The 21,577-nt window shown below is 55.4% G+C and carries 17 protein-coding genes; 5 read left to right on the top strand and 12 right to left on the bottom strand.

Translation table 11 applies throughout. The annotated features are described in order from the left end of the window. Nucleotides 1-12 precede the first annotated feature (12 nt). The 4 genes from Enr10x_RS13145 to larE all read right to left on the bottom strand — a co-directional run bounded on the left by Enr10x_RS13145 (nt 13) and on the right by larE (nt 3,421). On the bottom strand, nt 13-510 hold the full coding sequence (locus Enr10x_RS13145; protein WP_145107054.1) for a Fur family transcriptional regulator: 498 nt from the start codon (nt 508-510) through the stop codon (nt 13-15). A gap of 49 nt (nt 511-559) precedes the next feature. Beyond that, nucleotides 560-856, bottom strand: a complete 297-nt coding sequence (locus tag Enr10x_RS29940) for a flagellar biosynthesis anti-sigma factor FlgM (RefSeq protein WP_197997596.1) — start codon at nt 854-856, stop codon at nt 560-562. A 521-nt stretch (nt 857-1,377) separates the two neighbouring features. Then, the gene (gene ltaE / locus Enr10x_RS13135; RefSeq protein WP_232093372.1) at nt 1,378-2,475 is read right to left on the bottom strand and encodes a low-specificity L-threonine aldolase; all 1,098 of its coding nucleotides are present in this window, start codon (nt 2,473-2,475) and stop codon (nt 1,378-1,380) included. A gap of 82 nt (nt 2,476-2,557) precedes the next feature. Then, entirely contained in the window at nt 2,558-3,421 is an 864-nt protein-coding gene (gene larE / locus Enr10x_RS13130; RefSeq protein ID WP_145107062.1) for an ATP-dependent sacrificial sulfur transferase LarE, read from the bottom strand. Between the two features lie 401 nt (nt 3,422-3,822). Here larE and Enr10x_RS13125 point away from each other — a divergent pair, with 401 nt between their 5' ends. The 4 genes from Enr10x_RS13125 (at nt 3,823) to Enr10x_RS13110 (ending at nt 8,918) form a co-directional block, all read left to right on the top strand. Beyond that, nucleotides 3,823-5,721, top strand: a complete 1,899-nt coding sequence (locus Enr10x_RS13125; RefSeq protein WP_197997595.1) for a c-type cytochrome domain-containing protein — start codon at nt 3,823-3,825, stop codon at nt 5,719-5,721. Between the two features lie 144 nt (nt 5,722-5,865). After that, the gene (gene thiO / locus Enr10x_RS13120; RefSeq protein ID WP_145107068.1) at nt 5,866-6,972 is read left to right on the top strand and encodes a glycine oxidase ThiO; all 1,107 of its coding nucleotides are present in this window, start codon (nt 5,866-5,868) and stop codon (nt 6,970-6,972) included. Nucleotides 6,973-7,007: 35 nt separating this feature from the next. Then, nucleotides 7,008-7,457, top strand: a complete 450-nt coding sequence (gene dtd, locus Enr10x_RS13115; protein WP_145107070.1) for a D-aminoacyl-tRNA deacylase — start codon at nt 7,008-7,010, stop codon at nt 7,455-7,457. A 261-nt stretch (nt 7,458-7,718) separates the two neighbouring features. Next, nucleotides 7,719-8,918, top strand: coding sequence for a CvpA family protein (locus tag Enr10x_RS13110; protein WP_145107073.1), 1,200 nt, complete (start codon nt 7,719-7,721; stop codon nt 8,916-8,918). Between the two features lie 265 nt (nt 8,919-9,183). Here Enr10x_RS13110 and Enr10x_RS13105 read toward each other — a convergent pair whose 3' ends face one another. From Enr10x_RS13105 to Enr10x_RS13070, 8 genes are all read right to left on the bottom strand, one after another. Then, entirely contained in the window at nt 9,184-10,155 is a 972-nt protein-coding gene (locus Enr10x_RS13105; protein ID WP_145449739.1) for an acetyl-CoA carboxylase carboxyltransferase subunit alpha, read from the bottom strand. Nucleotides 10,156-10,251: 96 nt separating this feature from the next. Then, on the bottom strand, nt 10,252-11,793 hold the full coding sequence (locus Enr10x_RS13100; protein WP_145449736.1) for a serine/threonine protein kinase: 1,542 nt from the start codon (nt 11,791-11,793) through the stop codon (nt 10,252-10,254). 191 nt (nt 11,794-11,984) lie between these two features. Continuing rightward, complete coding sequence (locus Enr10x_RS13095; protein ID WP_145449733.1) at nt 11,985-13,103, bottom strand: efflux RND transporter periplasmic adaptor subunit; 1,119 nt, start codon at nt 13,101-13,103, stop codon at nt 11,985-11,987. 158 nt (nt 13,104-13,261) lie between these two features. Continuing rightward, the gene (locus Enr10x_RS13090) at nt 13,262-13,990 is read right to left on the bottom strand and encodes a YiiX/YebB-like N1pC/P60 family cysteine hydrolase (RefSeq protein WP_145107083.1); all 729 of its coding nucleotides are present in this window, start codon (nt 13,988-13,990) and stop codon (nt 13,262-13,264) included. 244 nt (nt 13,991-14,234) lie between these two features. Next, complete coding sequence (locus Enr10x_RS13085) at nt 14,235-15,335, bottom strand: methyltransferase (protein ID WP_145107085.1); 1,101 nt, start codon at nt 15,333-15,335, stop codon at nt 14,235-14,237. A gap of 74 nt (nt 15,336-15,409) precedes the next feature. Further along, nucleotides 15,410-16,660: a class I SAM-dependent rRNA methyltransferase gene (locus Enr10x_RS13080; RefSeq protein ID WP_145107088.1), complete on the bottom strand. Its 1,251-nt coding sequence runs from the start codon at nt 16,658-16,660 to the stop codon at nt 15,410-15,412. A gap of 152 nt (nt 16,661-16,812) precedes the next feature. Next, on the bottom strand, nt 16,813-17,286 hold the full coding sequence (locus Enr10x_RS13075) for a response regulator (protein ID WP_145107090.1): 474 nt from the start codon (nt 17,284-17,286) through the stop codon (nt 16,813-16,815). Between the two features lie 171 nt (nt 17,287-17,457). Then, nucleotides 17,458-18,108 (bottom strand): glutaredoxin family protein, encoded by a 651-nt coding sequence (locus Enr10x_RS13070; protein WP_145107092.1) that lies wholly within the window; start codon nt 18,106-18,108, stop codon nt 17,458-17,460. A gap of 365 nt (nt 18,109-18,473) precedes the next feature. Here Enr10x_RS13070 and Enr10x_RS13065 point away from each other — a divergent pair, with 365 nt between their 5' ends. Beyond that, entirely contained in the window at nt 18,474-21,347 is a 2,874-nt protein-coding gene (locus Enr10x_RS13065; RefSeq protein WP_145107095.1) for a serine/threonine protein kinase, read from the top strand. Nucleotides 21,348-21,577 lie beyond the last annotated feature (230 nt).

Genomic DNA, 21,577 nt, shown 5'->3' with positions numbered 1-21,577 from the left:
CATATACCAAGCTCAGATCAGGTCCAGCTTCTTATGGCGGCGCTGTGGAGGCCGGGAGCATTCATCGCAGATGCCGTAGACTTCCAGGCGGTGTTCGCTCATGCGGAAATTGATCTGCTCTGCAAGTTTTTCGAGCAGATCTGCAATTTCCTCATTGTGGAATTCGAAGAGCTCCCCGCAGCTTTTACAGATAAAGTGATCGTGTTGCGGGTAGCCGTAATCGTGCTCATAGACATCGCGATCGTTGGTCCGCGCGACCTTTCTGAGCAGGCCGGCGTCTTCCAGCGAGCTCAGGGTGCGGTAGACGGTGGAGCGACTGACGCGGCGTCCGGTTTTCTGGGCCTTCATCCGCTCGACCATCTGTTCTGCGTCGAAATGTTCGTGGGAAGAGAAAACTTCGGCAACGATCAACTCACGTTCCTGAGTTAATCTCTTTCCCTTTGTGGCCAGGTACTCCCTGAATTTCTCGGTAGGAGAAACAGCGATTTCCAGGCTTTCAAAATTGAGCACGGTTTATCTCTTCCTCGTCAAAAGTCTCTACTACAGCGCCGGGACGGGGTTATTCGGAATCGTTAATCTGATCCAGAAGCCGCCCCAGGGCTGCTTCCAGTTTCTCATCCGTTTCGTAGGTCCCGTCGTCAATGGCTGCCTTGATTTGTGCCAACCGCTCTGCACGCATATCGGAGTTGTTCGTCATTTCATCCAGCATACGCCCGGCGGAAGAAATCTCCAGTTTATCCTGGGGAGAGGAGATCGGCTTCGAATCAGGCGTCTTATTGATGTTGGTGTTGCTCGGACCAGTCTGCTTACTGATAGGCAGAGATCCGGAAATAGAACTGGTGCCGTTGACATCCATGGCGGCGTTCCCCCTGTCACGTGATCCTGAACCAGACGGGATCGATTGTTCCCGACCATTAGTTACTGTATGGGGTTCATGATATCGTAAGAAGGGGGATCGATTCAACTGGTAGTCTGCAGTCATGGCCAATTCTTTCATTGAATTCGCTGATTTCAAGTGGCTTTGCGTCATAATGATGCAAAAGAACACCTGTTTTCAGCAGGTCGTCAATTCAATATTGAATGTAGAATGGCTTCCTGCACATCCTCCAGCTCAATGATGTAAAATAAGATAGGGCTTAAATGTAAGACATGTTCCTATGTCGTTACTGCCTCATTCGTTGAGGGGAGTTTGAACCTTAATTCCATCGACGATCGCAGAGGGAAAAGTTTAACCTGCACAGGGGAAATCAGCCTTTGGACAGAGGACCCGGCTGCTGGTAACGATTATGCGGATTATTCCACGCAGGCAGACTCACCCAAAACCATCGAAACGACAATTGTGCCCTAAGGTGTATTTTCGTAACGCTTTAGGGTTCTTTATCCCCGGGCATAAGGGCCGGTGGCGATCCCCTTATACTTCTCCAGCCCCTGTTGCAGGGCCTTCTGGATAGCCGGGGCGACCTGTTCGATCTGTTCGCGGGTGATATCCAGATGGGTACAGGCCCGCAGGCGGGTTTCGCCCATTGCGCCGATACCGACGCCCAGCTCTTTCAGAGCTGCGGAAAGCTGCATTGCATTTCCCCGTTCCGGGGCGATATCGAAGAAGACCAGGTTGGTCTCCGTCTCAGCGGGATTGATGGAAATGCCCTCGATCTGCGACAGCTGTTCGGCCAGGAAGCGGGCGTTGTCGTGGTCCTCCTGGAGGCGTTCGATGTTATTTTCGAGGGCATAGATGCAGGCCGCTGCGACGATGCCGGCCTGACGCAGGGCACCACCAAAGACTTTGCGGGAGCGGCGGGCTTTGGCGATTTCTTCTTTGGGGCCGGCGAGGATCGAACCCATCGGGCAGCCCAGTCCTTTGGAGAAACAGATCGAAATCGTATCGAGCGGTTTACAGACCTCTGCAATCGAATACCCGGCGGCGATGGTCGCATTAAAGACGCGGGCACCGTCCATATGGGTTTTCAAACCGTTCTCGTGTGCCCAGTCGCAGATTTCTGTCAGCTGGTCGAGGGGGTAATAATGGCCTCCGCCGGCGTTGGTGGTGTTTTCGACGCAGAGCAGGCGGGTGCGGCAGAGATGCTGATCGTCTGCACGGATTTTGCCCCGCACGTTTTCCAGCGCGAGCATGCCTTTCTCACCAGTCAGGGTACGGCAGGAGACGCCACTTAAAATCGCGGGGCCGCCCCCCTCGAACATCGCGATGTGTCCGAGTTCGTGAATCAGCAGTTCGTCTCCGGGCAGGCAGTGGGCACGCACGCCCATCTGGTTGGATTGCGTTCCCGAGCAGGCAAAGACGGCTGCTTCCATGCCGAGCATGTCGCAGATCATGGCTTCCAGGCGATTGACGGTCGGGTCTTCGCCGTTCATGTCGTCGCCGAGCTCTGCGGTCATCATGGCCTGCAGCATTTCGGCCGTCGGTTTGGTTTTGGTATCACTGCGAAGATCGATAAAAGCGGGATCAAGCGGGGCCACTGGGTTATTCCTTGTCATGTGTTGCTGTGGAGATCACGGTTTGCATCACCGGCTGGACTGTCGTGTTGTTCACTGCGGTGACTTATGATTTTTGAGCGGCTATCTGTAATTCCTCAATGGAAAGAAACGAGTTCATGCTCCCGGAACGGAATCCCTGCAGATCGAGGGTGACATTCTGAAAGCCGAGCTCGAGAAATTTTTGAGTGACCCGGGGCAGGGCAGTGGGGGTGGTCAGGCGGGGAATCTGGTCGAGGGGGACTTCGATCCGCGCCAGTTCCTGTGGTTCGAGCCGGACCCGCAGTTCGAGGATGTCGAATTCTTCGCGGAGGAACCGCTCGGCAGCGTCGATTCGGCGGACCCGTTCTTCAGTGACTTCCACGCCATAAGCGATGCGACTGGAGAGACAGGGGTGTGCCGGCTTGTTCCAGATCGGCAGTTCCCAGTGTCGGGCCAGCTCGCGCACCTCGGCTTTGGTCAGGCCCGCTTCAATCAGAGGGCTGCGGACTTCAAAATCGGCCGCTGCCTGCATGCCGGGACGATGGTCGCCGCGGTCATCCAGGTTCGCACCGTTGACCAGCGTCGCGCCCTGCCATTCGTCGAGGGCGATGGCCTGGCTCAGGATCTGGTAGAGTTCGGTCTTGCAGAAAAAACAGCGGTTGGAAGCGTTCGCCCGATATTCCGGGGTTGTGAATTCGGATGTGGAAACAAGTCGATGTGGAATGCCGATCAGTTCTGCCAGACGGATCGCTTCTTCTTTTTCTCCTGTTGCCAGGCTGGGGCTGACCGCGGTGACAGCCTGGGCCTGGTCTCCCCGTGCGAGAAATGCAGCTTTGGCAACGACAGTACTATCCACGCCGGCCGAAAAGGCGACGATGATTCGGTCCATTTCCGCGAGAATCTGCTGGAGCTGATCCGTTTTCCGGGATAATTCGGCAGGGAGTGACATAGTCAAAGTAATGATGGATTAACAGGTTATCGAGATATTTCCTCTGAATTGATTATAGACAACCGGAGGCGGGATTGTCTTGGATCAGTGCCGGAAAAATACTCGGTTTCTGGATTGCGAGCCGAAAAAGCAGCGAATTCAGAGCAGGGAGTGGAGGTTCAATTACAGAGCACAGCGCAGGGAAGCGGTGAAGATTTCTGATTCGGCTGATTCAGATCTTTTAACTCACCTGCCGCCGTATTATACTGAAAACAATGGACTTGGGCTGCCAGCCTCCTGCCGGAACCGTTCTATCGAGCCAGCGAGCGTCTGATCTGAACAGTGCCGGAGCAGGGGAGTGCCAGCTCGATGTGATCTCGTCACTCGCCCACACTTTCAAAATAAAAACAATGGGGATTGTTATGTCATTCTGGTCTGTCCGTGCCGTGCGTCTGGTTTGCGTCGTCATGCTGGTTCTGGGGATGAACCTGGTTTCAGCTGATGCAGCCAAGCTGACCAGTGAGCAACGCAAGGAGCTGGCTTCGATCAAACGGAACCTGACAAAGGTGTCGCTGTTGATCCGACAGAAGAAGTTCGATGAAGCCAAGACCGCGATCGACGAAGAGGAAGGGAAGTTTGACAAGCTGGCCCAGGATGCAATGATTCCCGAAACCGATGTGGTCATGGTCAGCACTAAGAAACTGATCGCGCTGCGGCGGACCTTTCTGGAAAAGGCGATGGGAACCGGCGGGAACAAGCCGGCAGCCGGTAACCAGGGGGTCAGTTTTGAAGAGCAGATTGCACCGATCCTGAAAGAAAAGTGCGTGAGCTGTCATGGCGACCAGCGGAGCAGCGCCAATCTGAAACTGAGTACATTTGGCGACATGCGGAAGGGGGGACGCAGCGGATTGCTGCTTGTGCCGCGAAACCCGAATGCGAGTCTGATCGTGCGCAAACTGATTGCGCCCGACAATCAGCGGATGCCGAAGAATGGTCCCGCACTGGATCGGGAACAGATTCAGCTGATTGCCCGCTGGATTGCGGAAGGGGCCCGCTTTGATGGTACAAAAGAAACCGATCCCATCGGTGCCTCAACCAAAGAGAAAAAGATGCCGGTGAAGGTCGTGATGGCGACCGGTGATGAAAAAGTGTCGTTCATGAAAGACGTCGCGCCCTGGATGCTCGATTTCTGCATGCGGTGTCACAGCGGAGCGAATCCCCGCAGTGGTTTTTCCGTCGTGACCTTCGAAGACATTCTGCGTGGCGGTGACACTGGGGAAGTGATCGTTCCCGGCAAACCGGATGACAGCCGGCTGTGGCACCTGGTGGGGCTGCAGGATCCGATCAAAATGCCACAGGGACAGGCACTGCTCAAACGCAAAAATGCCCAGGACCTGAAAACCTGGATTGCTGAGGGCGCCAAATTTGACGGCAAAGATCCCAAAGGCAACCTGCGGCAAATGGTGCCGACCGATGAAGAAAAACGGATGGCAGAACTGGCGAACATGTCGCCCACAGAGTTCGCCAAACTGCGTCGCGATACCCTGGAGCCGACCTGGAAACGGGCCATCAATAATGAACCGGCTGAAATGCTGGAGACGGACGATTTCATTTTCTACGGCAATGTGGGCATGGATCGTCTCAAGCAGATCAGCGGCTGGGCAACCACTCAGGTCGAAGATCTGAGAAAACTGTTCAATGAAAAACAGAAACCGTTCTGGCGCGGCAAGCTGGCGGTCTATGTCTTCAAAGATCGCTTCGGTTATTCCGAGTTCAACCAGACCATCGAAGACCGCCGCGTGGGAAATGAGACAACCTGGCACACGAAGGTGACCCCAAATTCGCTGGATGCGTATCTGGTGCTGCAGGACGTGGGAGACGAGGCGAATGCGACCTCTCCCGGATTGCAGACCAACCTGATGGCCGGGCTGACGAATGCGGCCATTCAGCGTGGAGCAGGGGATGTTCCCATGTGGGCATCCCGGGGACTGGGCATGCTGCTCGCTTCCAAGGCGTCCACCAGCCAGGCCTATTTCGAATCACTCAGGCAGCAGGCACTGGAGGCGGCTCCCAAGGTGCAGCGTCCGGAAGCACTCGTGGCGGAAGGGACCTTTTCTCCTTCCGAGACAACGGCGGTCGGGTTCACGCTGGTGGAGTTCCTGATCAATAACGGGGGGCTGCCCAAGATGGCGGCGCTGCTGAAGGAGCTTAAGAGCGGAACTACGCCGGTGAATGCTGTCACAAAAGTGTACGGCACCAACATCCGGGCTCTGGCAACCGCGTATGCCCGTACTTTGCGACCCGGTCGCGTGCCGAACTAGTCGTGTTCCTCTCGATCTCAGACGAATTACTCCTTTCCGGGGCACTGGTGGTGAGTGCTACCCTGTGATTCTGGCAGCGGTCCGCTATAATCGACGCGCAGAGTGTTTCGATTTTTTTGAGTGTGACCAGGGCACGTGATTCTTATGCAGGATGTCAATATCGTTGGTGGCGGGGTGATCGGGTTGTCGATCGCCTATGAGTTAGCAATCCAGGGACTGTCTGTTACAGTCTTCGATCGTCAGCAGTTCGGAAAAGAAGCATCCTGGGCGGGAGCGGGGATGCTGCCTCCTGCGGATCGCGAATCTGCCACGACACCGCGGCTCATGCTGCGAGCCGCCAGTCAGCCACTCTGGCCGGACTGGTCACAGCAGTTGCAGGAAGAGTCGGGCGTTGATAACGGCTATCTCAACTGTGGCGGCCTGCACGTGGCTTATGCGACTGATACACCGGACTGGCAGGGGTATCTCGATGAGTGGAAGCAGACGGGCGTACGGCTGGAAGAACTCGACGCGACACTGCTGCGGGAACGGGCGCCTTATTTAAGTGAGCAGATCCCTTCCGCCTTTTATCTGCCCGACATGGGACAGGTGCGCAACCCGCGTCACATGCAGGCGCTGCTGGCCGCGTGTCTCAAACGCGGAGTGAAGCTGGAGCCGGGGACGCCGATCGTCGGTTTCAAACGAGACGGATCGAAAGTGACCGGCGTGCGGACGTATGCTGGCATTCAAAGAGCAGGGCGGACGATCATCGCCGGGGGGGCCTGGTCTCCCGAAATTCTGAATCAGCTGGGGCTCAAGTGTGAGCTGGTGCCGATTCAGGGACAGATCGTGTTGCTGTCGATGGACAGGCTGCCGTTCCAGGCGGTGATTGAATCGGGCAAACGCTACCTGGTGCCGCGGAGTGACGGTCGGCTGTTGATCGGATCGACCGAACGCGACATCGGATTTAACAAACAGAATACGGCAGAGGGAGTGGCTGGGCTGATTGAATTCGCCCAGACGCTGGTGCCGGCATTGAAGCAGGCGCGCTTCGAACGGGCGTGGGCCGGCTTGCGACCGAAGTCGATCGACGGGTTGCCTTACCTGGGATATGTGGACGGTTATGAGAATCTGCTGATGGCGGCGGGACATTACCGGGATGGATTACAGCTTTCGCCGATCACCGCGCGGTTGATCAGACAGTTGATCTGTGAAGAACCGACCGATGTGCCGCTGGATGCGTTTTCCTGTTCGCGCGGGATGACGGACTGACTTGTTGAAAAAGTGAACTGACGAGGAGAGACAACTTGAGAGCCGTTGTGCAGCGTGTGTCCCGTGCGAGTGTGACCGTGAACGGTGAAATTACCGGACAGATCGAGCAGGGGTTTCTGGTCTTGCTGGGGGTCGAACAGAGCGATACCCAGGATGATGTGATTTATCTGGCGCAGAAAACCGTGGGGTTGCGTGTCTTCGAAGATGCAGAAGGAAAAATGAATCTTGCGCTCGCGGATGTGAATGGCAAGATGCTGGTGGTGAGCCAGTTCACGTTGCTGGGTGACTGTCGTAAAGGCCGGCGGCCCAGTTTTGTGAATGCCGCGCGTCCCGAACAGGCGAACGAGCTGTATCAGAGCTTTGTCGCGGAAGTCAAAGGGCACGGTATCACGGTCGAAACGGGACGCTTCCAGGAACATATGGATGTGGAACTGGTGAATGACGGCCCAATTACTCTGCTGTTGGACAGCCGCAAGCAGTTTTAGTGAAACTGTCAGGATCGGAGGTGTGCCGGTTTCCCGGGGAATCATTTTGACGATTGCCCCCTGCTTTGCTCAAGTGTGAAACCAGGCAAAAGGCGACTCTGATACTACTATATTTGAGCAAAAATCTGGGCTTTGCGCTGACCCGGATTTTTACCTATAATCCCCTGCTCTCATTTTTCAGAAAAATCGGGGGAGTACCGGCAGGGGGGAGGGCCACCCCGAAACTCGTTTATGGACGCACCGTACTGACAGGATGTCACAATGTGGTTTGATTTATTAATTGTTGCGATTCTGATTTACGCAGTCTGGAAAGGCGCTTCGAAAGGAGTGGTCTGGCAGCTGGCTGCGATTGCCGCCCTGGTCTTGTGCTTCGCGTTTGCTGAATCGCTTTCGCTGCATCTGGCGCCGATGATCAACGTCAAACCGCCGCTGAATCGCTGGATCGCGATGCTGGCGATCTACATCGGCTTCTCGTTTATTTCGTTTACGCTGGCACGCAGTCTGAAGTCGGCCATCGATTCGCTGAAGTTCAATGAATTCGATCGTCACCTGGGAGCCGTGCTGGGACTGCTCAAAGGGGTTGTGTTCAGCCTGTTCCTGATTTTCTTCCTGATTACGATTTCCGAAACTGCTCGGGCAGCCGTGCTCAAATCGCACAGTGGTTATGCGGCTGCGGTAATGCTCAATGAGATGGCGCCGGTGATGCCTGCGGAGCTGCACGAGCTGCTGGATGAGTGTCTGGTCAAATTGAACTATCCCGGAGTGCCGATGCACCATGATGATGACGATGTCTTTCATGATAATCATCAGCACGCAGACGACAATCCGTTTCCGCCAGGATCCAATGATCTGCCCAGCCCGTTTTTTGAGAAGCCGGGTGGGAGTGGATCAGACGTACGGACGACCAACCAGGATTCGCTGCTGAAAGACATCCTGAAGCGGATTCCCAGCTACCTGCGGGGCGAGCTGGAAGACAAGATTATTGAAGCCTACAACTCGACGGCTCCGGAGGATCGGGAGCAGTTTGCGAACCAGTTGAAATCCCAGATTCCGGGCGTGCTGCGAAGAGTCACCAGCGAATGGCAGGACGGTCAGCCACAGGCTGCTGTGCCGACAAATAATTCGACTTTCGGGGCCAATGGAACGCAGCAGCTCGCCAGCGAGCGAACGCAGCTTTTGAAGAAAATTGCAGCCGTCTATTCGGACTATCCTGAGGCCCAGAATTCACTCATCGAAGAGTTTGAACTGAACCTGTCAGGACTGCCGGACCAGGTGGTGATGGCGGTGCTGAGGGACTGGAAAACAGACCTGCTGCTGGACGGGGGAGACCCCGATCCACAGACCGATGTGACCACGCCTTTAGATACCCGTGTCTTGCGTCAATTGCAGTTGCAACGGGTGCCTTTGAATTCGCTGGGTGCAGCGCTGCAGCAGCGGATGCAAAGCGTGCAACGCAGGTAAAGTTAAAGATCGTTTTCAGAGGCACGGAGAGCTGATTCTCGCGGCCTCAAGAACGATCTGGTTGCGAGTTAGATTGCCATACAGGCGATCGACGGGGGCTGAAACAGGGGAAATCACAGACCCTGTAAAAACAGGCTGAAAACAGCCCCGAACTTAACATAACGGACATTATCGGACGTTCGTTGTGGGGTGCTTTTCAGGATCTACCGTATCAGGAGTCCTGTATTTCACAGGTGAATGCAGGCGGTTGAAAAGCCCCGTTGTCTCAGACGGGTTCCCCGGTTTCGTGGAACATGCCGATCTTGCGAAACTTCTCGTAACGCCGGTCAACCAGTTCGTCTCTGGGGATGCCTGTCAGGTTTTTGAGATTGCTCGAGAGCGATGCTTTGAGCGCGGTTGCCATCTGGCGATGATCGCGATGTGCACCCCCCAAAGGCTCCGGAATGACTTCATCAATGATGCCCAGGTTGAACAGATTCTGGCTGGTGAATTTGAGAGCGTTGGCGGCCTCGTTGGCGAATTTCACATCTTTCCACAGGATGCCCGCACAGCCTTCCGGAGTGATCACAGAATAGTAGGCGAACTGCAGTACGGAGATGTGGTCTCCGATGCCGATGCCGAGGGCCCCGCCGGAGCCCCCTTCGCCAATCACGACGCAGATGATGGGGGTCTTGAGGAGTGCCATTTCGCGGAGGTTGAGGGCGATGTTGTAGGCCTGTCCGTGTTCTTCCGCTTTGATGCCCGGATAAGCACCGGGGGTATCAATCAGGCAGATGATCGGGATGCCGAATTTCTCAGCCATCTTCATCTTGGAGAGGGCCTTGCGGTAACCTTCCGGATGGGCACAGCCGTAATAGCATTCCGTGCGTTCCTGCAGCGTGCGTCCTTTCTGCTGTCCGACGAACATGACCTTCTGGCCGTCGAGCTTGGCGAAGCCGGTCAGAATGGCCCGGTCGTCCCCCATCGCTTTGTCGCCGTGCAGTTCGACGAACTCATCGAAGACGAGTTCCAGGTAATCCAGGGTCTGTGGCCGTTCCTGGTGACGGGCGACCATGACCGTCTCCCAGGCGTCCAGGTTCTCAAAGATCTCACGTTTCATGCGTGTGATTTCCAGGCGCATGTTACGGATGGCATCTTTGGTGTTGGCGGTGGGATTGGGTTCCTGCTCGATTTTCTTGAGCTGTTCTTCCAGTTCGTAAATGGGGCGTTCGAATGCAAGCTGAGTCGTTACGGACATAATATGTATGGGACCACGTAAGAATGAGTAGTTGATTATTTAAACATGTCAGGCATTTTGGCGGATGCAAGCGATTCTTGCAAGATTTAATCTTTTTCAGATCACATCCGGCAATTCTTCCATGAAAGGCAGATCATCGTCGTTTCGGGATTTCTGCTCTTTTTCTTCCTCTTTTTGGGCAGCAGGCTGCTGGGGAGCCGGTGGTTGCTGCTGAGGAGGCGCTGCCTGAGGTGGTTGTTGTGTTGCCGGTGGCTGCTGGCCTGTGGGAGCCGGCTGCTGTGGTGCCGGGGCCTGAGGTTGCTGCGGCTGCTGCTGAGGCGGCTGTTGTTGCTGCGGCATCGGTTGCTGAGGCGGCTGCTGGGGATAAGGCTGCTGCTGCGGCGGATAGGGTTGCTGTGGATAGCCTGGCGGCGGATAGCCTCCGGGAGGCATGGGCTGCCCCTGGTACTGTGGTGGATATGGCATCGGCTGCCCGGGCATCGGCTGAGGCGGATACATGGGCTGCTGATACTGTGGCGGATATCCACCGGGCATGGGCTGCGGCGGTTGTTGTGGCTGCTGTTGCTGCGGCTTTTTCTGTGCGGGCGGTGCTGGTTTGGGCTTGGATTTGGATTTATTCAAGGCTTCGCGCTGGGCAATCAGCTGTTTGGCCATTTCCGGATCTTCTTTCATCAGTTCGGACAGGCGGGCATCGGCACGACTGTCGAGCCGTTTTTCCTGCATCGATTCCTTTTCGGCCTGTTCCGCTTCCGCTTTCTCCTGGGCCAGCACTTCGGAGATTTCCATTTTGAACATTTTCAGATTGCGGATCGAGGAGACGACTTCATCCATCGAAAGGAAACGGTTTTCCGGTTTCTTTGCGAGCATCTTCAAGATGAATTCGTCCATCTCCGGTGTGACGTTCGGGTTAATGCTGGAAGGCGGAGCCGCGCGTTCGGAGATATGTTTCAGCAGCACTTCCTTGGGGTTCTCGCCGTGGAAAGGCGTTTTGCCGGTCAGGATTTCATAGATGGTAATTCCCAGGCTGTAGATATCCGCTCCCGGTCCGAGCGGTTGTTTCTTGATGGTTTCCGGAGCGATATAGGAACGGGTTCCCTGTACGGCTTTGGGTTTCCCGAACAGTTTGCCAATTCCCTTGGCAACGGGCACCGCGAGCCCGAAGTCGATGATTTTCACTTCGGAGCTTTTGCTGATCAGAATATTCTCCGGTTTGATATCCTTGTGGACCCAGCCTTTGTCGTGCATGTGGCCCAAAGCCATGGCGGTGGATTCAATCAGCTTGCGCAAGCGGTTCTGAACACTGAGGCGATCACTCGAAATCTGGGATCGCAGGTTTGGTGCGCGGAAGTAATCCATCACCAGGTACGCGTTTTTTTTGTTTTTGACGTACTTATGCAGCTGGATCAGATTGGGGTGATCCAGGGCGGCTCCGACTTTGGCCTCCAGTTTCATCGTGGCGATGACTTCGGGTTTCTTCATCGCTTCGGGGAGCATCCGCTTCATGGCGAATGTGGTCGCGCCCCCCTGTTCTTTGACTTCCCAGACCTGAGTCGACGTACCATCGGCAATGAGACTGACGAGTTCATACTCATCAACGATTTTATCATTTTCTGTTTCTGTCGTTTCTGTATCAGCCACTGCGCAACCTCTTGCTTGTTAGTGATCCGACTGGATAAATCCTGCATTCATTGTAACGGATGACAATGCGGTGCTGAAACCCGAGTTCTCAGACGAACCTGAAGTGAGCTTCGCGAAATCGCTGTGAGACAGGACTTTCTTCTGCAAGTTTATAGTGTAACGTGGCTGCCAGCTCAACGAAACAATGGATTTTAAAAGCTGACCTTTTTTTCAGGTGGTTTTGCAGGCTGACTGCCTGTGGGGGTTGTGGATGAGGCCTTGGTTTTCCCGACGGTGGTCACCGGTTGCAGGCTGGCCCCATCGACCAGGGGCTGTGTGCTGCTCACGACAATCTCATCGTCTTTGTTGAAAGCCGCAGAAACGTACAGGCGTTCGGGACCTACCTGTCCGAGAATCTGTGGCTTCAGCTCTCTGATCACATTTTCACGAATGACCTGAATTTTTCGTTCCCCTTCCGGGCTGTTTTTCACGGCGACCGTGGGGATTTCTGCAATCGGATAACGTGGAATCAGGTTGACACTGACCGACTGCCCCGGCCGGAACTGATTCTCTTTATTGTCCAGCACGACAACAGCGGATGTGATCGAACTGGCCAGGTCACGGAGTTTTTCGAATTGTGCAGCCAGAGGGAGCACCTGGTTCACGGTGCCCTGGGTCGCCTGGTCTTCGACACTCAAGTCAATTTTGTTTCCGGCCAGAGCCTGGTCTCGTGCGAGGGGGATTTCTACTTTGAGCTTCGAGGTGTCCCCCAGTTCCAGCAGGGGGTCCCCTGCTCTGACATACGCACCGGGGGAGACCAGGACGCGGAACACTTCCCCTTCAAAGGGGGCCCGGATTGTGGTCTGCTCCAGGCGGATGTTGGCGATGTTCAGTTCGGCCTCCGCCAGAGCGACATTGGCTTTGGCTACCGAGGCGGCTTTCCCGGTTGCGTTTTTCTGTTCTTCGCGGGCGAGAACCAGGGCCGCTTGTGCCCGGGCGACTTCCGCCTGGGGAATCGCTGCTTCCAGTCGAACCAGTACCGCTTTGGTGGCAGGTTTGTCGCCCGGCTGTACGTCAACGGAATGGATCACGCCTTCGATGGGAGAAGCGATGGACAGTTCGCGGACCGGTTTCAGGTTGAGTGGGACGTAATAGTCGCGCGGGTGTCTGAGTGTGATGGCTTCGCGTTCAATAAACGCCGTCTCGGGCTGATCGCCTGTCGGCTGTTGTGCCTGGCCGATGGAGGTCAGCGCGAAGAACGTGACACCGAGCACAGTAGAGAGAGCTGAAAAACGAATGTATGTGAAAAACTGAGCCTGACGGGTCTGCATTGGTTCGGCGCTTTCCTGGTACGAAGATGGTCACTGAGGTACAAAAGTCTCTTGAGACGATTTTCGCTGACCGGTTGCGCAGTTTCAAGCAGTGTTTCGAGATCTTTCCAGATTTCACAGAAGATGGCCCGAAGGAAGCCGGGCGGCAAAATCTCTGATTACTGACAGAGGACCCAGCCCCGCAGTTTGACACAGCAGGCCGAGGTGCAGTTTTTGGTATCGATCCAGAGCTGGTGGCACCAGTTGCGCGGCTTTTCTGCTACAGCGGGTGGTTTTTCCAGTTCAAATGTGATGGCCGGCACATAGCGACGTGCCTGGACGATCCCCTTCACCAGCGAAGCCGGCGAGACCTTGGGAGGCGACTTGGCCTGCATCAGGTCACAGGCGGAGAGCGCGTCGATCGCGTATTCCGCGCAGTGAATGCCGTTAGTGCGTTTGCCGGTCAGATGATGTTTGATCGAATAGGGAGTGCCCAGCTTCTGGTCGAGCAGACGTTCGTACTCCTCTGTCATGTCTTCACTGAAGACCGACCGGGGCTGGAAGACGTGGATTGTGGCGGGGCGTTGTGTATTCAGATAGTTTTTCAGAGTCAGACAGCGGGCACCGGTGCCGTTCATACTGTCATAGACGACGGGCTCCCCATTCCGCATGACGATCATGGCGACGTGCGTGTAAGGGCTCTGGGTGAAAATCCGGACGGCGAGGCAGTCCCCTTTGCTGAACAGCAGCGTTCCCGTCTGGACCCGGGAAGAAAGCGAATCGGCCAGCTGGTCGAAGGTCGTAAAATTCAATGTCATCTGTGGTCTTGCAGCCTCGACTGGCTGTTCATTCCTTTGAAGATCCTGTGGCGTGGAAGCGAGGACAGCAATTGACAGGAATAATGACATAACGGCCTCCTTCTGGATAGAGCAATCTGAACTACTAAACTTTCAGTATCTCTAGTGACTGCAAGTAGTTTTATCAGTTACTAAAAGTGATATTTTCACATTCGTTGTTCGTTGTCAACGCGATTTGCTTGGAAAAAGATCAGAAAAAAACAACGAAAGTATGAAAATGTTCTGCTGCGTGATGCGCGATCAAATTGAATTCGGGGGACAGATCAACGGTCCCCGATTTGAAGTCGTGTCGCTGCTATTCCGGTTTGCGGGCACTGAGCATGAAATGATGTACGGCCCCGTCGATGGCGACATCAGTAAACAGGTCCAGCAGACGATGGGCGTACCACTGATACTGTTTGGTTGAGAACTGCAGCAGGCCTCCTGGCTTGAGCGTCCTCAGGCAGAGTTGCAGAAACTGCTCCCCCTGCTCTTCGCTGGTGAAGTAGGATTTGTTCGTGAGCAGATAGTCGTAGGCTTCCTGTGCAATGTCCGCTTCTCCGCTGATGAGTTCGACGCGAACGTTCGTAAGTTCGTTTTTCGCGATCCCCTGCTCTGCACAGCGGACAGCGCGGGCGTTCGTATCGACGGCATGCACGCTGGCAGCGGGACAACGGGCGGCAGCCGCGAAAGAGACGATTCCCGAACCGCAGTCGAGATTCAAGATATTTGAACCGTCGGTGAGTTCCATCAGGTTGATCAGTGTGCGGGCACTCTGGTTCGGACGTCGGTGGCTGAAGACGCCGGGAACCGTGCAGGCGTAGAGCAGCCGTTCCCCTTCCCGAATCGCAAATTCATCTTCGAATGTTTTCTTTGCAGGAGCGTCCTGCTGTTTCCTGCCCTGGTAGATAATGCCTGCCTCGGAGACCACCCGCGTGACTTTGGCGAACAGGGACTGTAGAAACTTGTGGTATTCGTAATCCTTGCTGCGCGGGGAGGCGATGGTCAGCGTACCGCCGGTGCCCAGACTGCGGATGGCAGAGAGTGTGAGGTCACGGACATACTCATCGGAGAACTGCTGCGAAAGCGGCAGCAGTACGGAGTCGTAATCCGTTTCCGGAAATTCACTGTCGCAGAGACACTGGAAACTGGCTGTGAGGGAGAGTGTCTCGTCGGCCTGCAGCTGAGTGCATTGCTGTTCGATCTGCGTACTGACGGCTTTGTCGAAGCTGAAGCAGTCGAGCTGCGCCTGGAGGTCGGTGCGTTTCAGGAGTTCGGTGGTGAGCGGTTGGGGGCTGGGCTGAAAACAGAGCGCGCGTGCGGGCTGCCAGTCTGCTTTCAGGAAATCGAGCAGCACCTGCTCGGGAGGGGGCAGCAGTTTCTGTGAGCGTTGTTTCTTTTTAGAGCGACGCGACATGGGTTTGGATCTTCAGGGTTCGTGACAAAAAAACGTAAATCTTTCTTAAGCCGTCTGTAGCCGATCGTCAAACATCAGAGCACACGGCAGATGAAACATTTCAGGTAATGGTTTTCGGGGCAGCTGGGGGAAACCGGGTGATCGGCCGGCTGGCCCCGCTCTTCCAGGACCTGAATGTGGCGTCCGGTGTGCTGCGCGACCGAGGCCAGCATCTGCTGAAAGTCCTGTTGGGTGACCAGGCCGGAGCAGCTGCAGGTAACCAGGATACCTCCCGGTTTAAGGACCTCCAGCGCGAGACGGTTCAGGCTGAAATAGCCTTTGAGCGCCTGCTTGACGCCGCTGCGGTGCCGGGCCATCTTCGGGGGATCCAGGATGACCGAATCGAACTGCTCCCCCTGCTCGTTTAACTGTTCGAGGACGGCATAAGCTTTCCCCGCCTGAAAACGAATCCGGTTGCCGACGCCGTTCAGTTCCGCGTTCGCGGTGGCCTGTTCGATGGCGGCCTGGGACGCGTCATAGGCCTGCACGGACTGTGCCTGTCCGTTGATGACCGCATTCAGCGCGAAGGCGCCGGTGTAGCAGTGCATTTCCAGGACGCGATGATTTTTGAGGTAGCGTGCGGCCGCCAGTCGGTTGTCGCGCTGATCGAGATAGAAGCCGGTCTTCTGCCCGGTGACCATGTTCATGCCGTAGCGAATGCCGTTCTCTTCCAGGAAGAAGTGCGGAGGCGGCGTTTCGCCATCCAGCAGCTGGTCGGAGATTTCCAGCCCCTCTGCTTCGCGGATGCCCTTCTCTGTGCGGAGCCAGATCCCTTTGCAGGGGAAACGGTCTTTGAGGAAGCGAATCACGAGATCCTGTTTCCGGGAGAGAGCCAGGCTGGAAAACTGGACCAGGAACCAGGCACCATAGCGATCGATGGTCAGCCCGGAGAGCTGGTCGGCTTCGCTGAAGACGAGGCGGCAGCCGGATGTTTCGAAGTTGTCGAGCAGCCCGGTCGCTTCGCGGAGTGCGACCGCCTGGGAGAGGCGCTCGGTCCAGAGCGCGTCATCCAGGGGCTGGTCTTCGTTCCAGGAGTAGAGCCGGACGCGAATGTTGCTGTGCGGGTTGAACAGGCCCCGGGCGATGAATTCGCCGCGCTCGGTCTGCAGGATGACTTCGTCTCCCGGCTGGGGATTCCCTTCCATGCGGGAGATGGCACCGGCGAACACCCAGGGGTGTCGACCGAAGAACGGGAGTGCACGGCGCGGCTTGAGCAGGACGCGCGGTAATGGTTGTGTGTCGGTGTCCCCGTTCGCGTCGGAGACGGAGGGCGAAGAATCACTCATGAGAGTTTTCTAATTAAAAAGATCGATAGCGGATTAACATCTATCGAAAAGATCAGCGAGTTCCATCGTCCCGAAAGAGTGGAGATGGAGCGGATTTATACAGGAACAGAACAGGCAGACTTTCAGCAGGGAAAACCGTCTGCACTGACTGGTTATGAATCACTGGAAGCCGATTTGGTCGAGCCTTCCACTTCCGCCAGGTAGGCCAGCAGTCGATCGCGTTCATTGGTCAGGTGGCGAACGCGTAACAGTGAACGGACGCGTGTCGTCAGTTCGATGCGGTTGACGGGTTTGGTTAAAAAGTCGTCGCAGCCGGCCTGCACCGATTTCTCAATGTCACCCATTTCACTCAGCGCGGTAATCACGAGGATCGGAATGTCCCTGGTTTCCTCACTCTGCTTGAGCTGGGCACAGACTTCATAACCGCTGAGCTTGGGCATCATGATGTCGAGCAGGATCAGGTCAGGTTCGATTTCAGCGACTTTCTCCAGGGTTTCTTTTCCATCGTAGGCCATGAAGGTTTCGTAGCCTTCATCCAGCAGGTAGGCATCGAGCAGTTCACAGTTCTGATGATTATCATCTGCGATGAGGATTTTAGAATTCTTCAATGAGATTTCAGACGACATGGTCTATTGGCCTAATGTGATGAGAGTCTATTTAAATCGGGCCCGTTGCTCCCGAGAAAGCTGTCTTTGATTTCTGTAATTTATCTCATTTATTGTCGAATCACAACAACGGCTCCACCGAATTTAGGGCCCCTGCCCTGTTTTTCGACACTGAATGGTTACGAAAGACCGTTAAGCGCAACGGCACTGTCCACCGCATCCGGAGGATTCGGCAGACGATTTCTGACTCTGGCAGCCGCAGCCCTGTTTGTTGCAGCCGCACTTCTGGCGAATGGCTTTCGTCACCGGTGAAGCGACGATCAGTCGCCTCAGCAGAACTTCATTGATCCGTCCGCGGAAGCGGATTTTGCCGTCAATGAGCACAACGGGGACACAGGTGCCAAACTTTTCGACGAGTGCCGGATCGCTGTAGATATCGATTAATTCCCATTCGGGGAGATACGCGGCATAGTCTTCCAGGATATCGACCGCTTCTTCGCAAAGTGGACAATCCTGTTTGGTATAGACGGTCAGTGTCTCAAAACGCCGTCCCGGTTCTTCGGGGATCCAGTCTGCCTGTGTCACAATTTCGGGCTGCCGCTGCTGTTTTTTCATTTCCATCCGGGAGACCCGATTCAGAATGACAATTCCCGCTCCGGAGAGTCCCAGGGCGAGCAGTTTCCAGATCGAAGGGCTCGAATACCAGGAACGCGGCATCTGAAACGGGAGCCACTCTGTGCCGATGAAGGAGAGTGCCAGTATGGATAAGCCTAGAAATAACATGGAGTTACCTAGAAAAGGCAGCCCCGGTGGTAGTTCTTCTTTATGTGTAATCGTACTCATCTGTGTTCCCTGATCCGTCCCAGTATGCTGTCAGTCCTGTCCCTGAACTGTCCTTTCTCTATTAATCGAATCCTGACGCCAAATATTATAGTCAATTGCCCTGCTTTTTAAATCTCTTCCCGGTTTTATCTGTTTTACTGGAGCAGGTCCAGGGTGGAGATGTGAAACGGGATGTTAGTGTTCAAAACATCGGATGACCGTTTCCCGTCCCTGGCCGCTCTGAGTGTGCTTTTTCGCATTCACGAGGATTCGGGATATTCCTTAAACCAATACTGGTCAGTCATTAAATCTGATGCTAGAGTGTTACTATAGCCCCGCGGAGATGAGAGTTTCATCGATGGACACGTTGAACGAATTGGTAAAGAATGGCAGGTAAACAAACGGCCGAGGGTTTTCTGAACCTGGTGAAGCAAAGCGGTCTGGTATCGGTCGATCAGCTGAAAAAGCTCCTCGCAGAATATCAGGAGCAGGATAAAAAACTGGGGGAACCCAGTCAGATCGCTGAAGAGCTGATTGCGCGTTCTCTGCTGACGCGCTGGCAGGCCAATAAACTGTTGCAGGGAAAGCACAAAGGATTTTTCCTCGGGAAATATCGCCTGCTGGATCTGGTCGGTAAAGGGGGCATGAGTTCGGTTTACCTGGCCGAACACGTGCTGATGCGGCGGCGTTGTGCCATCAAAGTCCTGCCTTCCAAGCGGGTCAATGACGCTTCCTACCTGGCCCGTTTTCATCGCGAGGCCCAGGCGGTCGCTTCGCTGGACCATCCGAATATTGTCCGTGCGTACGATGTCGATCACGAAAAAGAAAACGACGCCGAAATCCATTTCCTGGTGATGGAATATGTCGACGGGAAAGATCTGCAGGAAATCGTCAACAAGACGGGGATTCTCGATTTCCGAGACGCAGTGAATTACATCCGTCAGGCGGCAAACGGGCTGGCACATGCCCATGAAGCCGATATGGTGCACCGCGATGTGAAGCCGGGCAACCTGCTCGTCGATTCGAAAGGGGTCGTCAAGATCCTCGATCTGGGGCTGGCCCGATTCTTCCATGAGGGGGAGGACAAATCGCTGACCATCGCGCACGATGAAAAGGTGCTGGGGACGGCAGACTACCTGGCCCCCGAACAGGCGATTGACAGTCACCAGGTCGATTCGCGGGCCGACATCTACAGTCTGGGGTGCACGCTCTATTTTCTGCTGACGGGGCATCCCCCCTTCACCGAGGGTTCGCTGGCACAGCGATTGATGGCACATCAGACCAAAGAGCCACCCCCGGTGACCGACGACCGGCCCGATACGCCGGAAGATCTGGTGCAGATTCTGAACAAGATGATGGCCAAAGATCGGGAAGATCGTTACCAGACCGCCCAGGAAACCGCAGCTGCGTTGTATGAGTGGCTGCAGAACCATACGGATGAAGAGTGGCGGCAGAACAATCTGAGCAGTGGCGTCGGTTCGGGAGTCGGATTGACCCAGGTGGATTCCAGTGTCGCGGAGAAAGAGAATCAGAATCCGGAGCTGGCCGCGTTTCTATCCAACCTGAAAGAAGAATCCGGCATTGCGAAAGAAGTGAAGCCGGAGAGCCCTAAAACAGAAGCCCCCAAACCGCAACGGAATCCGGGACTGCTCCAGCCGGCCAATTCCAATGTTCGCGATTCCTCTGTCCTGCCGGAGGACAAGATCAGCACCGCTTCCACGCGGATTGCCGGCAGTTCGGCTGTGAAATCGTCAGCAGAAGAAATTCAAGCGGAGGCTCCCGCGGAGAAACCAGTCGCGAAGCCAGTTGCGAAACCTGTGGCGAAGCCGGTCGCAAAACCGGTGGCAAAACCCGAAGCCAGGCCGGTGGCGAAACCCGTCGCGAAGCCCGTGAAGAAGCCTGCGAAAAAATCGGTACCGGTTGCGGAAGCGCTGCCCGATGATTCGGTCATCATGGAAGCGGAGGTGGATGAGGCGGAAGCGGAAGTGGTGGAAGAGGCCGCTCCCGCGGAAGCCGTGATCGGAGGACGCAAATGGATGCTGCCGGCGCTGATCGGTGGCGGCATTGGTATTGTGCTGATCGCTGGTGTGGTGATGTTTGCACTCTCCGGTGGTGAGGGTGAGAAGCCCGCTCCCGAGCCAGTCGCTGACAAAAAGACAGAACCGGAACCGCCGCCCGAACCGGACAGCCTGCCGGATGAGATCAAGGTGGGCCCGGAAGAAAAATACAAAACGATTGCCGCTGCGTTGAAAGACATTCAGATCGTCTTCGGGAAAACATTTGGCGTCGACAGCAAGCAGTACACAATCAAAGTCGTCGCCGGCCAGGAACTCAAAGAGCGGATTCAGGTTGATAATTCCAATATCAGTTTTCCCAAGGGGATTACGATTGTCGCGGAGAGCGGCAAACCGGTGATCCTGGCGCCCGAGGGACCGGAAGCGGTGATTCAGCTGAAGGGCATCGAAGGGCTGACGATCGATGGATTTCTGATTCGGGCGCAAGGGAAAAAGGTGGCGATTGAGCTGTCAGAGTACCTGGTGGGGACCAGCCTGAAAAATCTGAAGGTCAATGATTTTCAGGCGACAGGAGTTCTGACAAAAGGAGTGTCCGGACTGGGGAATGAACCGTTCACCCTGGAGAATGTCAGTCTGAAAGCGGGCAGTCCCCAGGCGGTCGGCCTCGATTTTACCGGCGAGACCAACAGTGGAATCGTGATGTCCAATGTACGCTGTCTGACAGCGATGCAGATCGGGGCCCGGTTCTCGTCCAGTGTGCGGGATACGCACATCAAGGAGTGTATCTTCTCTGAGAGCATGACGGGGATTCAATTTGAATCGCTGGGGTACACCTTCAGCAGCCTGAAGCTGACCAACAATACGTTCTTTATCGCCAAATCTGGAATTGTGATTACCGCGATGCCGACGCCCGACAGTGAACTGGTCGAGATTTCACGCAATCTGTTTTCGACCATTGAAGGGGAAGAAGCAAAAGTCGAACAGAATAACGATCCGAAGCTCTGGGCGAAGATGCTGAAAGCCCAGGAGAACTACTCTTCCCGCACTGCCCCCAAGCCTGTGCCAGCCAATGAGCTCAATCTGTTCAAGAACAAAGGCAAACAGGGAGACGCCAAGCTGAACGATTTTGTCTCGACGACGCCCGGCGATGACAAGTTCCTGGCCCCTGCCCCGGATAACCCGGCCCGCAAAGTCGCCGGTACGCCCGGCGGGATGAAACCGTATGTGGGTGCGGTGGCGCCGTAGGGATTCCACTCATTCTCTGATTGAGAAATCAACCCCGGGTGCTCCCGAATGAAATTCGGGATTGCCGCAGGCAACAGGATGTCACAGCTCTCCCGTTGTCCGAAGAGAAAACGTGCCTCACTCGATCTGTGATCAAGCATCGAAAATGCGAACTGAAATTGCAAGTTCCTATCGCAACTTCCTGCTCGCTGCGCTCGGCCCGAATGTACATTCGGGCTCACCCGTTTTTC

The sequence above is a fragment of the Gimesia panareensis genome (assembly GCF_007748155.1).
In the GTDB taxonomy this organism is placed as follows: domain Bacteria; phylum Planctomycetota; class Planctomycetia; order Planctomycetales; family Planctomycetaceae; genus Gimesia; species Gimesia panareensis.
This window is presented reverse-complemented; position numbering and strand designations above follow the sequence as displayed.

Coding starts and splice junctions, on each gene's coding strand:
- larE (WP_145107062.1), bottom strand. CDS start 3,421: ATGTCACTCCCTGCCGAATTATCCCGGAAAACGGATCAGCTCCAGCAG.
- Enr10x_RS13075 (WP_145107090.1), bottom strand. CDS start 17,286: ATGTCGTCTGAAATCTCATTGAAGAATTCTAAAATCCTCATCGCAGAT.
- Enr10x_RS13095 (WP_145449733.1), bottom strand. CDS start 13,103: ATGCAGACCCGTCAGGCTCAGTTTTTCACATACATTCGTTTTTCAGCT.
- Enr10x_RS13085 (WP_145107085.1), bottom strand. CDS start 15,335: ATGTCGCGTCGCTCTAAAAAGAAACAACGCTCACAGAAACTGCTGCCC.
- Enr10x_RS13070 (WP_145107092.1), bottom strand. CDS start 18,108: ATGAGTACGATTACACATAAAGAAGAACTACCACCGGGGCTGCCTTTT.
- Enr10x_RS13125 (WP_197997595.1), top strand. CDS start 3,823: ATGTCATTCTGGTCTGTCCGTGCCGTGCGTCTGGTTTGCGTCGTCATG.
- Enr10x_RS13065 (WP_145107095.1), top strand. CDS start 18,474: ATGGCAGGTAAACAAACGGCCGAGGGTTTTCTGAACCTGGTGAAGCAA.
- Enr10x_RS13110 (WP_145107073.1), top strand. CDS start 7,719: ATGTGGTTTGATTTATTAATTGTTGCGATTCTGATTTACGCAGTCTGG.
- Enr10x_RS13090 (WP_145107083.1), bottom strand. CDS start 13,990: ATGTCATTATTCCTGTCAATTGCTGTCCTCGCTTCCACGCCACAGGAT.
- Enr10x_RS13105 (WP_145449739.1), bottom strand. CDS start 10,155: ATGTCCGTAACGACTCAGCTTGCATTCGAACGCCCCATTTACGAACTG.
- Enr10x_RS29940 (WP_197997596.1), bottom strand. CDS start 856: ATGGATGTCAACGGCACCAGTTCTATTTCCGGATCTCTGCCTATCAGT.
- Enr10x_RS13080 (WP_145107088.1), bottom strand. CDS start 16,660: ATGAGTGATTCTTCGCCCTCCGTCTCCGACGCGAACGGGGACACCGAC.
- thiO (WP_145107068.1), top strand. CDS start 5,866: ATGCAGGATGTCAATATCGTTGGTGGCGGGGTGATCGGGTTGTCGATC.